The sequence below is a fragment of the Planctomycetia bacterium genome, from assembly GCA_015075745.1.
In the GTDB taxonomy this organism is placed as follows: domain Bacteria; phylum Planctomycetota; class Phycisphaerae; order UBA1845; family UTPLA1; genus UTPLA1.
In genome coordinates this window covers 904,838-918,132 of record JABTTW010000002.1, presented here as the reverse complement: position 1 = coordinate 918,132, position 13,295 = coordinate 904,838, and the positions used below count along the sequence as shown (strand labels likewise).

General features: G+C 61.0%; 12 protein-coding genes. 8 read left to right on the top strand and 4 right to left on the bottom strand.

The genetic code is table 11. The annotated features are described in order from the left end of the window. Positions 1 to 74: 74 nt before the first annotated feature. Together HS101_17310 and purE are read left to right on the top strand one after the other, a co-directional pair. Entirely contained in the window at positions 75 to 1,553 is a 1,479-nt protein-coding gene (locus HS101_17310; GenBank protein MBE7508025.1) for an MATE family efflux transporter, read from the top strand. Positions 1,554 to 1,645: 92 nt separating this feature from the next. Continuing rightward, a complete protein-coding gene (gene purE / locus HS101_17305; protein MBE7508024.1) occupies positions 1,646 to 2,140 on the top strand; it encodes a 5-(carboxyamino)imidazole ribonucleotide mutase in 495 nt (164 codons plus the stop codon). A 27-nt stretch (positions 2,141 to 2,167) separates the two neighbouring features. On the opposite strand, the gene rimO is transcribed toward purE, so the two are convergent. Beyond that, entirely contained in the window at positions 2,168 to 3,586 is a 1,419-nt protein-coding gene (rimO, locus tag HS101_17300) for a 30S ribosomal protein S12 methylthiotransferase RimO (protein MBE7508023.1), read from the bottom strand. A gap of 381 nt (positions 3,587 to 3,967) precedes the next feature. Between rimO and HS101_17295 the strand changes: the two genes are divergently transcribed. The 3 genes from HS101_17295 (at position 3,968) to HS101_17285 (ending at position 8,955) form a co-directional block, all read left to right on the top strand. Then, entirely contained in the window at positions 3,968 to 6,790 is a 2,823-nt protein-coding gene (locus tag HS101_17295) for a hypothetical protein (protein ID MBE7508022.1), read from the top strand. Between the two features lie 93 nt (positions 6,791 to 6,883). Then, on the top strand, positions 6,884 to 8,086 hold the full coding sequence (locus tag HS101_17290) for a thiolase family protein (GenBank protein MBE7508021.1): 1,203 nt from the start codon (positions 6,884 to 6,886) through the stop codon (positions 8,084 to 8,086). Then, the gene (locus HS101_17285; protein MBE7508020.1) at positions 8,083 to 8,955 is read left to right on the top strand and encodes a DUF547 domain-containing protein; all 873 of its coding nucleotides are present in this window, start codon (positions 8,083 to 8,085) and stop codon (positions 8,953 to 8,955) included. Before HS101_17290 ends, HS101_17285 begins: the two co-directional genes overlap by 4 nt. Before the next feature lie 13 nt (positions 8,956 to 8,968). On the opposite strand, the gene HS101_17280 is transcribed toward HS101_17285, so the two are convergent. After that, positions 8,969 to 9,424 (bottom strand): ACT domain-containing protein, encoded by a 456-nt coding sequence (locus HS101_17280; protein MBE7508019.1) that lies wholly within the window; start codon positions 9,422 to 9,424, stop codon positions 8,969 to 8,971. Between the two features lie 153 nt (positions 9,425 to 9,577). Here HS101_17280 and HS101_17275 point away from each other — a divergent pair, with 153 nt between their 5' ends. From HS101_17275 to rpsI, 3 genes are all read left to right on the top strand, one after another. Further along, positions 9,578 to 10,591, top strand: a complete 1,014-nt coding sequence (locus tag HS101_17275) for a hypothetical protein (GenBank protein MBE7508018.1) — start codon at positions 9,578 to 9,580, stop codon at positions 10,589 to 10,591. 165 nt (positions 10,592 to 10,756) lie between these two features. Further along, a complete protein-coding gene (gene rplM, locus HS101_17270; protein MBE7508017.1) occupies positions 10,757 to 11,209 on the top strand; it encodes a 50S ribosomal protein L13 in 453 nt (150 codons plus the stop codon). A 36-nt stretch (positions 11,210 to 11,245) separates the two neighbouring features. Further along, the gene (rpsI, locus tag HS101_17265; GenBank protein ID MBE7508016.1) at positions 11,246 to 11,701 is read left to right on the top strand and encodes a 30S ribosomal protein S9; all 456 of its coding nucleotides are present in this window, start codon (positions 11,246 to 11,248) and stop codon (positions 11,699 to 11,701) included. A 238-nt stretch (positions 11,702 to 11,939) separates the two neighbouring features. Here rpsI and HS101_17260 read toward each other — a convergent pair whose 3' ends face one another. Continuing rightward, positions 11,940 to 12,479, bottom strand: a complete 540-nt coding sequence (locus tag HS101_17260) for a protein tyrosine phosphatase family protein (protein ID MBE7508015.1) — start codon at positions 12,477 to 12,479, stop codon at positions 11,940 to 11,942. Between the two features lie 46 nt (positions 12,480 to 12,525). Next, the gene (locus HS101_17255; protein ID MBE7508014.1) at positions 12,526 to 13,161 is read right to left on the bottom strand and encodes a hypothetical protein; all 636 of its coding nucleotides are present in this window, start codon (positions 13,159 to 13,161) and stop codon (positions 12,526 to 12,528) included. Between the last annotated feature and the right edge of the window lie 134 nt (positions 13,162 to 13,295).

The window sequence follows — 13,295 nt, the reverse complement described above, 5'->3', positions numbered from 1 at the left end:
ATGTGCGGACGTCGTCGTCCATTGCGCGAAGTGAAGCGTCCATCGATTGCCGCAATGAACTGCGATCTCCCATCGTGACTCCACCCCACCTCTCAGAGGAACATCCCGAGTTCTCCGCCATCACGATCGAGCCGGAGGCGTCGACGCCGGGCGTGGTGTCTGAAGAGCCGATGACGGCTGGACGTGCCACCGATAAGGCAGGTCCGCTGCTGGAGGGGCCGATTCGCTCCGCCGTCTTCTGGTTGTCATTGCCGATCCTTGGCGAACAAGTTCTTAACGCGGCGATTGCGTGGAATGACACGTTTCTTGCGGGTCGGATTTCGTCGGCGGCGACGGGGGCGGTCGGATTCGCCAGTTACGTCAGTTGGCTCATGACGATGCTGTTCGCCATGGTCAGCATCGGCGCGACGGCGATCGTTTCCCGCGCGATCGGCGCTCGAAATGATAAAGAAGCGGCTCAGGCGACGGGGCAGGCATTTACGCTTTCATTACTGGTCGGGGCCGTCGGCATGCTCGTCATCGGGCTTGTCGCGCCTGGATTTGCGCGGCTGCTCAATCTGCGGGGCGATTCAGCGGCGATCGCCGTGCAGTATCTTCGGATCGACTCCATCGGCTACATCGGGGCCTCGATATCCTTTGCCCTGGCGGCCTGTCTTCGTGGAGCGGGCGACACGCGCACACCGCTGAAGGTGCTGGGCGCGGTCAACGTGATCAATCTGGTCTTCAGTTGGGTGCTGACCTTCGGAGTTGCGGGCATTCCGGGCCTCGGCGTCTCGGGCATTGCGTGGGGCACGGCGATCGCGCGGTGGCTGGGGGCCCTCGGGTTTGTCGTGCTGCTTCAGCGACGCGGATTGGCGGTGCATCTGAATGCGAGGCAACTAGGGCCCGATCGCCAGATGATCTGGCGGATGTTTCGGGTCGGCGCGCCTGCATCGCTCGATGGGCTCCTGAGTTTTTCGGGGCACTTTATCTTCATGACCATTGTGAATCGGGTGCCGAGCGAGTTTCCGACGGAGATCATTTATGCGGCGCATATCGTGGGGATTCGAATCGAGTCGCTATCCTATTTGCCGGCCAATGCGTTTTCATTTGCCGCGTCGACCCTGGTTGGACAGAATCTGGGCGCCCATCAGCCCGAGCGGGCCCGCCTGTGCGCGAATGAGGCGGTTCGGCAGACGATGATGGTGATGGTTGGTTCGGCGCTGCTGCTCTATTTCGGCGCCGAGGCGATGTATCGATTGCTCTCGAACGAACCAGATGTGTGGCGATGCGGCGTACCGGCGCTGAGGGCGCTTGCCTTTTTTCAAATCGTTCTGGGACCGCTCATCGTCTACGTCGGCGCTCTGCGCGGGGCCGGAGACACGAGGCTGCCGATCCTGATTACCTTCTTCGGTATGGCGTTGGTGCGGATTCCCGGGGCGCTGTTCGGCGGATTCGTGCTGCAGTGGGGGCTGCTGGGCGCGTGGCTGGGCATGTTCGCCGATCTGACGGTCAGGTGCCTGCTCATCATCTGGCGGTTTCGCAGCGGGAAGTGGCAGCGTATCAAAGTATAACGATTCGGCGCCCGCGGCCTTCAATTGCACGATGGATACCGGTTATGATGCCGGCCGAATGATCACCACTCATTGAGAGGAGCATGCCTGCAATGTCATCACTCGTCGGAATTCTCATGGGCTCCAAGTCGGACTGGCCGGTCATGGAGCATTGTGCCGCGACGCTTGCGAAGTTTGGGGTGGCGCATGAGGCGCGCGTTCTATCGGCACATCGCACGCCGGATGAGGCACTGGACTACGCCGCGAAGGCTGAGTCGCGCGGGATCGAAGTTCTCATTGCGGCGGCGGGGGGGGCTGCGCACCTGGCGGGTGTGATCGCGGCGAAGTCAACATTGCCTGTGCTGGGCGTGCCAATGGAGTCGGCGTCTCTCAAGGGGATGGACTCGCTACTTTCGATGGTGCAGATGCCGGCGGGGATTCCCGTGGGCACGCTGGCCATCGGCAAGCCGGGTGCTATTAACGCGGCACTTCTGGCCGTGTCGATCCTCGCCAACAAGCGACCGGAGTTGAGCGAGGCGCTCAAGAAGTATCGCAAGGGGCAGGCCGAGTCGATTCTTGCGGAATCCGAGCTGCGCCCAACATCCTGATTGCGTTGCGATGGGATTGGGCCCGAGTCAGTGCAGGATCGGCAGGCCCATCGAGACCGGCCGGGCCTTCAGGTCGTAGTCGCTGTGGCCGGTGACGCGCACCTGGACGAACTCGCCCGGGTCATATTCGCCACCCTCGACATAGACCATGCTGTCGACATCCGGGGCCTGGCCCTGATGGCGTGCCGGGTAGGTACCGCCGCGTCCGAAGTCATCGATCAGGACTTCCATCGTGCGTCCCTTCATCGCGGCCGCGCGTGCAAAGGCAACTTCCTGCTGGATGGCCATGAGCGCGCCGACGCGGGCCTCGATGGCTTCGCCGGGGATCGCATTCTTCATGCGATGCGCCGGCGTGCCCGGCTCACTGGAGTAGGGAAAGACGCCCATTGCGTCGAAGCCGAAGTCTCGCACGAAATCGCAGAGATCGACGAAGTCGTCTTCCGTTTCACCGGGGAAGCCGGCGATGAACGTCGTGCGAATGGCGACACCGGGAATTTTTCGTCGGAGCTTTTCGAGTAATTGTTCCGTCTGTTTGCGGGTGACTCGGCGGTGCATGGCCTTGAGCACCGGATCGCTGATGTGCTGCAGGGGGATGTCGATGTACTTGGCGATGCGATTGTTGGCGGCGATGGCGTCGATCATCTCGTCGGTGAAGTCTGACGGATAAGCGTACATGAGCCGTATCCAGCGAGCGCCGTCGAGCTTGTTCAATTCACCGAGAAGCCCTGCGAGGCCCGGTTGGTAGCCGATGTCCTGCCCGTAGCTGGTGGTGTCCTGGCCGATGAGGTTGATTTCGACGGCGCCGTCTTCGATGAGCTCGCGCGCCTCGGCCATGATCTCGGGGACGGTCTTGCAGTGCATGGGCCCGCGGATGGAGGGGATGGTGCAGAAGGTGCACTTCTGATTGCAGCCCTCGCTCATGCGGAGATAGGCGTAATGCGTGGGCGTCAGACGGAGTCGCGAGCGATCGGACTTATTGTCCTTCGCCCACGAAGACGGGTGATACTCGCCGAGAAAAATCGTGCGCCCGTTTCCGCCGCTGTCCGCCGGGGTCTGCTTTTTTGAGTTCCCGGTTTTTTTGCTCTTGGTGGCTTTGCCGACGACGGCCCGGACAATATCGGCGCGATTGTTGACGCCGACGAGTGCGTCGATCTCGGGGACTTCCGCGATGAGCCCCTGTCCGTCGCGTTGCACCAGGCAACCGGCGACAACCAGGCGCTTGATTTCGCCGGATCTCTTTTGTTCGGCGGCGTCGCGAAGGATGCCGATGGCCTCATCGCGCGAGGCGGAGAGAAAGCCGCAGGTGTTCACCACGACGACATCCGCCGTACCGCCGTCGCCGACGATCGCGCAGCCGCTTTCGGCGAGCATGCCGAGCATCTTCTCGGAGTCGACGAGATTCTTGGGGCATCCAAGGGAAACAAATGAAACGGTCGGTCCAGGCACTGATAAAGGCTCCAGGCGATTCGAAATTCCGAGTCGCCCATTATAGCGGTTTCGCCGGACCTTACCCTTCGGGGCACTCGGAGTCAGGTTTTCGCTAAGCGCCGTTCCAGAAGTACTTCGTGTCTCCGGATCGCCGACGGGCCAGAGACAACCGCGTATGAGGCGGGCCGAAATCGGCTCGGGCACCTCCGAATCTGACATCTCAGAATTTTTCTGGCCCCTTACTAGGTCGAATGTCGCAATCAGGGCGGACGGCAGCCAGGACCTCGCACCGGTCCGCGACGTAATTGCAATGCTAACGGTATGTTACATGCGATTGTCAGGGCCGACCGGGACTCCTGCCGGGGAAATCTACGGGGAACACCGTCACGGGAGAATGTCATGAAGCTTGCCATGATTCGCGGAATCCATGCGGCCGTCGTTCTGTGCCTGACCGGCCTGCCGGCGGCCTTTGCGGTTGATCGACACTTCGATAACTCGTGCGGGGACACGCTGTGGCATGCCTGTTGCGGTCCGGATGCCGGGACCAAGTCGAACAATTGGGATGTCCCTTCTCCGCCGGCCCCGCTCTGTCCCGTTCTACCGAGCGGCGATGACGATGTGTTCATCGGTTCTGACTGCACTGTTCAGGCTGCGATGACCGGTGTGGCGAAGAACATTACCCAGATGAACGGCACGTTCACGGTCAATGGCGGACTACAGGTTGCGGAGATCGGAACATTCGACGGCCCGATGGTGTGGAACTCCGGTGAAATCGGACGCTCGGGCGGAGCGCTGGCGCAGCAGGTCATTCTGAACGGTGGACTGACGATGCAAAGCGACACTGCCAAGACGCTCAGCTTCTTCGGCGGCTTTCGCATGACGAACAACGGCGCGGCGACGTGGAGCGGCGCGGGCGATTGGACAATCGGCATGATTCCCGGTGGCTGTTGCCCGGCGATTTTTGAGAATTCAATAACCGGAACGTTTGATGTCCAGAACGCCGCGAAGATTCTGTTCACTGCCTTTGGTCCCGGCGTCTTTGAAAATGCAGGAACGCTGACAAAGAGTTCGGCAGGGGTGAGCGAGTGGGCAGTGAATCTTAACAATACCGGCTTCGTGCATATCCAGAATGGAGAGCTTCGATTGACGCAGGCGGGCGCGATCGGTGGAAACTGGCTCATCGAGCCGGGCGCGGAGTTGGGCATTACCGGCGCGTTTTTCACGCTTGTTCCCGGGGTCGTCATTCAGGGTCGGGCCGTTGTCAAGAATTCCCCCAACTACGGAATCGTTGTGGACCAGGATGTTACCATCGAAGACCTGACTGTGGCGGCCACCGGACGACTCGGCGGCTCAGCAACCCTCGGCATCACCGGCACACTCACCGACGAAGGTGGGCAGCCGAATGTGCATCTTCACATTCTTCCCGGTGGTCACATCCAGGAAAACGGAATCGGAAACTTCTTTGGTCAGATTGACCTTGAAGGCACCATCAACATCGCCAGCGGCGCAGCGTTGGGATGCTTCAATCAATTCCTGAACATCATGCCGGGCGCCGTCGTGACGATTGAGGATGGGGGCGAGCTGCATCAGACCGGCCTGGTCGATAAGCCCGTCGAGAATCACGGTACCTTGCGAAAGCCGCCAACAGCGGGTACGGCCACGATGGCCAATGCCTTCAATGTGCCGCTCAATAATCGCAGCGACGGCTTGGTATCCGTCGAAGGGGGATTGTTCCGATGCATCAACAATCTTGACTGTGCCGGCACGATCGACATCGCCGCCGGCGCCGAGTTCAGCATGGAGGGCTGGGCTAACTACCATCCGGGCACGAACATTACGGGAGACGGCTTCTTTCATGTCAATCATGCGGCCAACAATGCCGTTGACGCAGGATATGAGCTTGTCGTTCCTCGGCTCAGAGTTTCCGGGAACATGAATGCCGGCCATGGAATCGGCGGGAACGGGAGCCTCGCCATCACCCACGAGCTCGATCTTCAGGGCGGACGAATCTATAACCCCCTGGTGACGATTCGCGAGGGCGCGGCCATGAACGTCACCGGACCTGACGACGTAGGCCCGGCGTTTACGGGGGGGCATATCACATTCGAGAATGAAGGTACGACGAATGTCATCGCGCAGAATTTTCATTTCTCAGTCTTCAACAACCGGCCGACCGGCGTCGTGGATCTCAAGGGTGACTTCGAGTTCAGCCGCTGGTTTGGAATTGGCCCGGTTGACAATCAGGGACTGCTTACAAAGACGGGCGGGGCCGGTGAGAGCATCCTTTGGGCATTGATTACCAATACCGGCACCATTCGCGCGGCATCCGGACGAATGCTCGTTCAGAACCCGATTACTCAGAACTCTGGCCTGACGGAGCTCGCGGGAGGAAGCCTCACTGCGTTTTCATTGACGCTCAATGGCGGTGCGCTGCGTGGCGTGGGTAATCTTTCGTCGAACGTCAACAACGTCGCCGGCACGGTCGAGCCGGGCGCGTCGCCGGGCATTCTCAACATCACGCCCGATCCTAATTATGTGAATGTGCCGATTGTCGGTAACTACACGCAGGGCGCGGGCGGCAGGCTGGTCATTGAGGTCGGCGGCCTGACGGCGGGAACGCAGCACGACCAACTCGTTGTCGCGGCCACGGCCAACCTGAACGGCACGCTGGAGCTGAAGCAGTTCGGTGGGTTCTTCCCGGCTCAGGGGGACCAGATCACGGTTCTGACGGCGAACGCGATTACGGGTGATGCGCCCGCCGTTGTCACGACCAGGTTCCCTGGTTGCGTCTCTGCCACGGCTCAGATTGTCGGCAACACGCTGGTGGCGACCTTCAACATTGCCGGCGGCGACTCCGACAGTGATGGCACGCCCGACTGCATCGACAGTTGTCCGAGCGATCCGAATAAGACTGCGCCCGGCACTTGCGGCTGCGGTGTTGCGGATACGGACTCGGACAGCGACGGTGTGGCTGACTGCGTGGACGTCTGTCCAAACAATGAACCGGGCCTAGAGGTCAATTCGGAGGGCCGACCTGTTGACGACGCAAACGGCGATTGCAGCGTGAGCGTCCGCGAGGCGGGGCCGCAGCCGGCTCCTCCCGTGACAGGTACGCCTATCAAGCTGTGTGGGCTTTCGATCATGAATTCGATGGCGGTATCGTTCGCCCTGCTCATTGGGGCCAGACAGATTCGGCCTCGGCTGCGTCGCCGGCGACGATGAGTTGGAGGCGCCCGGCTGGGAATCGGGCGACATGACGACGCGTTGACCCATCGAAACTAGCACACTGACGGCCTGTGCATATACTACGGGTGTATGCGACAGGCTGTTATTGTTGAGTGCTTGCGAACGCCGATCGGGAGATACCGGGGAGGACTCGCACCGGTGCGACCGGATGACCTTGCCGCCCATATCATCAAGGCGGTTGTCTCTCGATCGAAGATCGACCCGGCGATCATCGACGAGTGCTACTGGGGGGCGGCCAATCAGGCGGGCGAAGACAATCGCAATGCCGCGCGAATGGCAGTACTGCTTGCGGGGCTCCCGGAGACCGTGCCGGGCGTCACCGTGAATCGCCTTTGTGCATCCGGCCTTGAGGCGGTTGCGATTGCCGCGCGCATGATCGAGACGGGCCATGGCGATGTCATCATCGCGGGTGGGGCGGAGTCGATGAGCCGCGCGCCGCTTGTGCTTCCGAAGCCGGATGAGGCCTTCGTTCGCGGCAACCAGACCATGTACGACACGACGCTGGGCTGGCGGATGACGAATCCGAAGCTGGCGGCGATGTATCATCCTTTCAGCATGGGTGAGACGGCCGAAAACGTCGCGGAAAAGTACAAGATTACGCGCGAAGATCAGGACGCGTTTGCCTATCAGAGCCAGATGCGTTGCAAGGCCGCGATGGAGGCTGGTCGTCTGGCTGAGGAAATTGTGCCGATCGATATCGACATCGGGCGCGGCAAGAAGGAAACGATCGCCGCCGACGAGCATCCTCGACCGGACTCGACCATGGAGGCCCTGGCAAAATTGCGACCGGCCTTTCGGGAGGGGGGGACGGTCACCGCTGGAAACAGTTCAGGGCTGAACGATGGGGCGGCGGCACTCATGATTGTTGAGGTCAAGGTCGCCGAGAAGTTGGGACTGCGCCCACTGGCGTATGTACGACAATCGGCGTCGGCCGGCGTCGATCCGAGCTGCATGGGTCTGGGGCCGATTCCCGCGACGAAGAAGGCGCTGACCCGAGCGGAGTGGCCGATCGACAGCATCGGCCTCGTCGAGCTGAACGAGGCATTTGCTTCGCAGTCGTTGGCATGCATCCGCGAATTGGGGCTCGACCCGTCGATTGTGAACGTTAATGGCGGCGCGATTGCGCTGGGGCATCCGCTTGGGTGCAGCGGTGCGCGACTGGCGACGACGCTGGTACGGGAAATGCGCAGACGAAAGGTGAGGCGCGGCCTTGCGACGCTTTGTGTGGGCGTCGGTCAGGGGCTGGCCGTTCTTTTTGAATCCGCCGAATGAAACGGTATCTGACACGATTGGCCGTCCTGCTTGGTTGCCAGGTTTTCCTGTCAGGATGTATACCACAGACGATCACCCCGCGCGTCGAGGGTGCAGGGGTCAAGGACTACGATCAGCCGGATTGGGCCGATTGGGCGCTTGTCCTGAATCGCTGCGTCGTGGAAGACCGGTTCGATTACCGCAAGCTGGTTGCCAACCCGATGGCACTTGAACGGACGATGGCGATGCTCGCCGCCACGGGTCCGGAATCGACGCCGCAACATTTCCCCCGTCACGAGGACCGCCTGGCTTACTACATCAATGCGTACAACGCATCGATCGTCCGCGCGGTCATGGCGCTCGAACGCGACGGTGTCATTCCGCGAACCGCGCCATGGGGGTGGGAACAGCGATTTCGATTGAAAATTGACGGCCGATTGAGAACTCCAGGAGACTTACGCCAGTTGGCGCTCGAGTGCGCCGGGGACGACTTCCGTGCCCGAATGGCGATGTGTGACGGCCGCCGCGCCGGTCCGCCGCTTCATCCTCGTCCATTGCTGGGTGACATGCTCGATGGTCAACTGAACTTCGTGACCCGGATGGCACTCTACTCGCCGAACATGGTGCGCACGGAGATCGGCGGCGAGCGCCGGCTTCTGCTCTGGAGCGGACTCTACGATGCGAGGCTCGACATGATTGCCGATTATGAGCGGCGCATGGGTACGACGCACGCCACGATTCTCAATGTGCTGGGAGAATGGTCGAATCGAAAGCGAAGGGAGATTCTCAATTCGGCGGTCGGGTATATCGTGGCGCGAATGCCGGATGACGATTTGATCAACCAGGTAGATCCGCCGCCCGCGGAATCAGGAGTGCTCTCGCTGTTTTGAAGCGTCCTTCGTGTTAACGGCTCCGCGAGCCGCGATTGACTTTCACGACGAGCTTGTCCTTGCGGCCGGGTTTTCGGGGCGCGGTGACCTTAAGCGCCTTTTGCAGATTATCGACTTTGAAAATGCCGACAGTCCGACCGCCGGCCGCGCCGCTGGTCACATAGGCATACTTTATGCTGATATGCTCGGCGTTCAGCCGCGAGCAGAGGTCCGCCAGGGCGCCGGGCCGGTTCGGCATCTCCACCGTGAGGACGTCGGTCTCGGTCGTCGGGATATTCAGACCCTTCAGCACGGCCCGCGCCTTTTCAACATCCTGGGCGACGAGGCGAAAGACGCCATGCTCAACCGAGTCCATCAGCGTGACGGCCACGACGTTGACCTTTTGATCGGCGAGCGCGTCACACACCCGGGACAGGATGCCGGGCTTGTTGACCAGAAACACCGAAAACTGCTTTGCTGACTTCATCATGGCTGTGATTTTTCCGTAGAGTTAGAGTCGCCACGCGATCCAGGCTTCACCAGACAGCCTGAAGATGACTCGTTATTATACAGTGCCGCGCAGCGGAGTGAAGAGTGAGGAACCCGGCGGCGAACGACAATGCGTATTGAGTTAGGTTGGCCCATGATCTTGCCCAAACTGGCTTTCGTCGGCTCGACGCACCAGGCGCCGCCGTGGCTTATTCATTCGATTCGCAAGCACGGCACTCTGGAGGCCGTCTGCGACGAGAGTCCCCGGCGCGACGTGGATGTCTTTCAGGCCCGCTGGATGTATTCGGATGTCGCCGCGCTCTTGCGCGAAGCAGAGCCCGCGGGAGTCATTGTCTTTCGCCCGAACAATGAGCGATTCGGAATCATCAAACAGTGCCTGGGTTCCGGCGCATCGGTCCTTGTTCCGGGCATCCCCTGTGGAGCGGCCCGGTGGGATCGCGTTGCGACGATGAGCAAGCTTGCCGGCAGGACGGTCGTTTCGGCTTCGCCGTCGCGCTTTGCGCCGGGTGTTTCGGTCGCGCGCCGGCTGATCGAGTCCGGCAAGTTTGGGACGCCGATGTCACTTGCCCTGCACATCACACGACGAGGTACTCCGAGGGAAGGGCTTGATGATCAGGGCCCGGTCGCCGCGGATCAGGTCTTTGAAGCGGCAGATTTGGTGCAGACACTGATCGGATCGATTCGCGAGGTGACGAGCGTTGCGCATCAGGAGGGAGCGTTGATGGTCGTCGGCCGGACGATGACCGGCACGCCGTTCAGTCTTAATCTGCACGCAAGTGGACCGCCCGAGTCACTGGGGCTTGAATTAGAGCTTCGTTCGGTGGACGGCACGTGCATGCGCATCGAAAAGACCGGGCAACTGTTCTGCGGCAACGGCTCGCGGGTGGATGCGATGTACCGACCGACGCTGGCGACGAGTGATCCGGCGGTTGAGTTGGGTTTTGACGGGCTCGTCGGTGAATTTGTCAGGTGGGTGGCAGCCGGCAGTACGATGGCCGCCGATTCCGTCCCATGTGCATCCGTCATCGCGTCAAGCGAGGCGATCTTGTCCAGCGCTCGCAGCGGCCATAAGGTCGCGGTGAAGCGCCGGGCTCCGCTGAACTACGGCCAGGGCCCGACGACCAGCCGGGCTCAGCCGGTTGGATAGCCCCATTCCTGGCGAGGCGGATACTCGCCGCATAAGTGCTTGTCAGGGCGTGAATTCGAGGACCGCCCGGCCCGGCCGACTGGGGAGATTGACACGCCGCGATCTTGCGGTACATTGTTGGGTTCTCGATATTGATTACCGGATTTGATCGACAGGATTGAGCCCATGTCATGCGTAACAGATAAGTGCTTTCAGGCGAAGCCCCTGGAGGTATCGCGGGATTGGTTTTCCGTGGATGCCGACGGCAAGGTATTGGGACGGCTGGCGGCGAAGCTCGCGACCGTCCTGATGGGCAAACATAAGCCGGTGTACACGCCGCATGTGGACACCGGTGATTTCGTCGTCGTCACCAATGCCGAATGCATCAAGGTGACCGGACGGAAGGCCGAAGCCATCGAATACGACTACTACACCTACTATCCGGGCGGTCACAAGATCATCCCGTTCGCCAAGATGAAAGAGCGGCACCCCGAGCGGATCATCGAGACCGCGGTTCGTCGTATGTTGCCGAAGAACGCCCTCGGTCGCCAGATGATCAAGAAGCTCAAGATATACAAGGGCGCCGAGCATCCTCATCAGGCGCAGAATTGTCAGCCCCTGGATTTGACGAGAATCTAAAACCCCCCGGAGTTTTGAAGCGTGACGGATCAAGCGATGAAAGTGGATATTGGCGGTGGCGGGACCGAAACGACGCCGGCCGCGAAGCCTGCGGCTCCGACCGTCGGCGGCTATCACTGGGGGACCGGTCGTCGAAAGCGGGCCGTTGCACGCGTCCGTCTCAAGCCGGGTTCGGGCAAGTTCATGATTCACGACCGTGAGATCGGCAGCTATTTCTTCGACATCAGGCACGTCAATGACGTCGTCGCTCCGCTGAAGGCCACCAAGGTGCTCGGCAAGTATGACATCGCCGTCAACGTGCATGGCGGTGGTCAGACAGGCCAGTGCGGCGCGATCATGCTGGGCATCTCCCGAGCCCTGTGCAAGGCCGATCCCTCATTGGAGCCCGTCCTCCGCGATGGCAAGTTCCTGACCCGAGACAGCCGCAAGGTGGAGCGCAAGAAGCCCGGACAGCCCGGAGCCCGCAAGCGATTCCAGTTCTCGAAGCGATAACCGCGATACCCGATTCACATGGAACATCCCCAGCCCGGCCGCGAAAGCGAGCCGGGCTTTTTTTGTGTGTGCGCCGGGCATGGCGCGATGACTTGGTGGTGCGAGTCCTCTGGGAGTCCCGGTTGCGGGTATCCCGAGACTGAGAACCGCCGGATGCGTGATCCGCACGTCCGGTGGTGCGGGAGGCAGGGGGCCGAATCGAACCCGCCTACCCGATTCGATCCGACAATCCCGACATTTACTCGCCGGCGGGCTTTTTCAATTCTCTCGTCATGTCCGACTCGATCTTCGGGTTTTTCATGCCCGCGGCCCTGGCTCGATCAATGGCCTCCGCGGTCGGGCACTTGCCGGTCTTGCCGAGATAAAGCCCGTAGGCAGCCCCCGCTCGGTTTCCCCCGCTGCAGTGCATCAGCACCGGCTCGCCGCCTGCCTGCTCCATCGCCTCAAGCACCGCCGACGCCTGCGCATCGGTGAGCTTGTCGCTTTCCATCGGAATGTTGATGTACCGCAGCCCAAGCGCCCGGGCGGCGGCCTCTTCGTCCGCCGTGCCCTCCTTCGGCTGTCGCAAGTCGATCACGGTCTTGACCCCGCGTTGCTTCAGTCCCTCCAGACCCTCCGGCGTCGGCGTTCCCGCGATGTAAATGTCGCCGTCGCGGCTCAGGTTCTTGACGCCCTGTACGTCAGCGACTCTCTCGGGCCCGGTTTGGGAGCAGCCTGCCATGAGGCCAATGGCAACGATGCAGAGTCGAATGCCTCGGAAGTTCTCTCGCCATCTCATGTCCAGTCTCCCTGTCAAAAGTATCGATCGCGTCACCTTTGATTTCTCAACGCCCCCGTTTTTTCTTGACCGAAGCCTTGGAGCCCCGTTTGCCGGTCGCGCGCTTCTTGGCGCTGCCGGCCTTCTTCATGGCGTTCAGCTCCGCGCGCATGGCCGACAGTTCCTCCTGCATCCGTGCTGATGTGACGGCGCTGCGTGTCTCCGAATCGCCGTTCGGCTCATCCTGGGTCGATTGCGATCTCGTCGCGCCGCTGCCCGCGTCCGGGATCAGCATCCGCACCCAGTCAAACGGCGCCGTCGGCGATAGGGGGCTGAAGCCCGACTTGGAGAGAAAGTTGTCGAACTGCTGCCGCGATCGCGCGAAGGCATCGACCGCCTGGGCAAAATACTGGTCGATAAACCGCCGGACCATCTGCTGGTTGCTCTGAATCGCCTGGTGCAGGAGCGAGGCGGGGAACAGGTCTAGCTTGGGCGGATCGTGCTCCAGGATGATCTGCGTCAGGACCACGTTGGTGATGTCCGTGCCGGTCTTGGAGTCGTGCACCACGATCCGGTCGCCGCCGAGCACGATATCGTACAGCTCGTTGAGCGTGACGTGGCGGCTCCGCGTCACGTCGTAAAAGCGGCGGTTGGGGTATTTCTTGATTTCGTAGACTTTGACGTCGCCGGGTTCAGCCGCCACGGGGCACCTCCGTATTGCAATTGCAGCAAAAAAACGCGCTCTCCGTACCAAATAATTGCTATGTGAATCGTAACATGTTATAATATAGCATGTTATGACGGATCACAAAAATTGTGCAATTGCACAAATTTATG

Coding starts and splice junctions, on each gene's coding strand:
- purE (MBE7508024.1), top strand. CDS start 1,646: ATGTCATCACTCGTCGGAATTCTCATGGGCTCCAAGTCGGACTGGCCG.
- HS101_17295 (MBE7508022.1), top strand. CDS start 3,968: ATGAAGCTTGCCATGATTCGCGGAATCCATGCGGCCGTCGTTCTGTGC.
- HS101_17290 (MBE7508021.1), top strand. CDS start 6,884: ATGCGACAGGCTGTTATTGTTGAGTGCTTGCGAACGCCGATCGGGAGA.
- HS101_17285 (MBE7508020.1), top strand. CDS start 8,083: ATGAAACGGTATCTGACACGATTGGCCGTCCTGCTTGGTTGCCAGGTT.
- HS101_17280 (MBE7508019.1), bottom strand. CDS start 9,424: ATGATGAAGTCAGCAAAGCAGTTTTCGGTGTTTCTGGTCAACAAGCCC.
- HS101_17275 (MBE7508018.1), top strand. CDS start 9,578: ATGATCTTGCCCAAACTGGCTTTCGTCGGCTCGACGCACCAGGCGCCG.
- rplM (MBE7508017.1), top strand. CDS start 10,757: ATGTCATGCGTAACAGATAAGTGCTTTCAGGCGAAGCCCCTGGAGGTA.
- rpsI (MBE7508016.1), top strand. CDS start 11,246: ATGAAAGTGGATATTGGCGGTGGCGGGACCGAAACGACGCCGGCCGCG.
- HS101_17260 (MBE7508015.1), bottom strand. CDS start 12,479: ATGAGATGGCGAGAGAACTTCCGAGGCATTCGACTCTGCATCGTTGCC.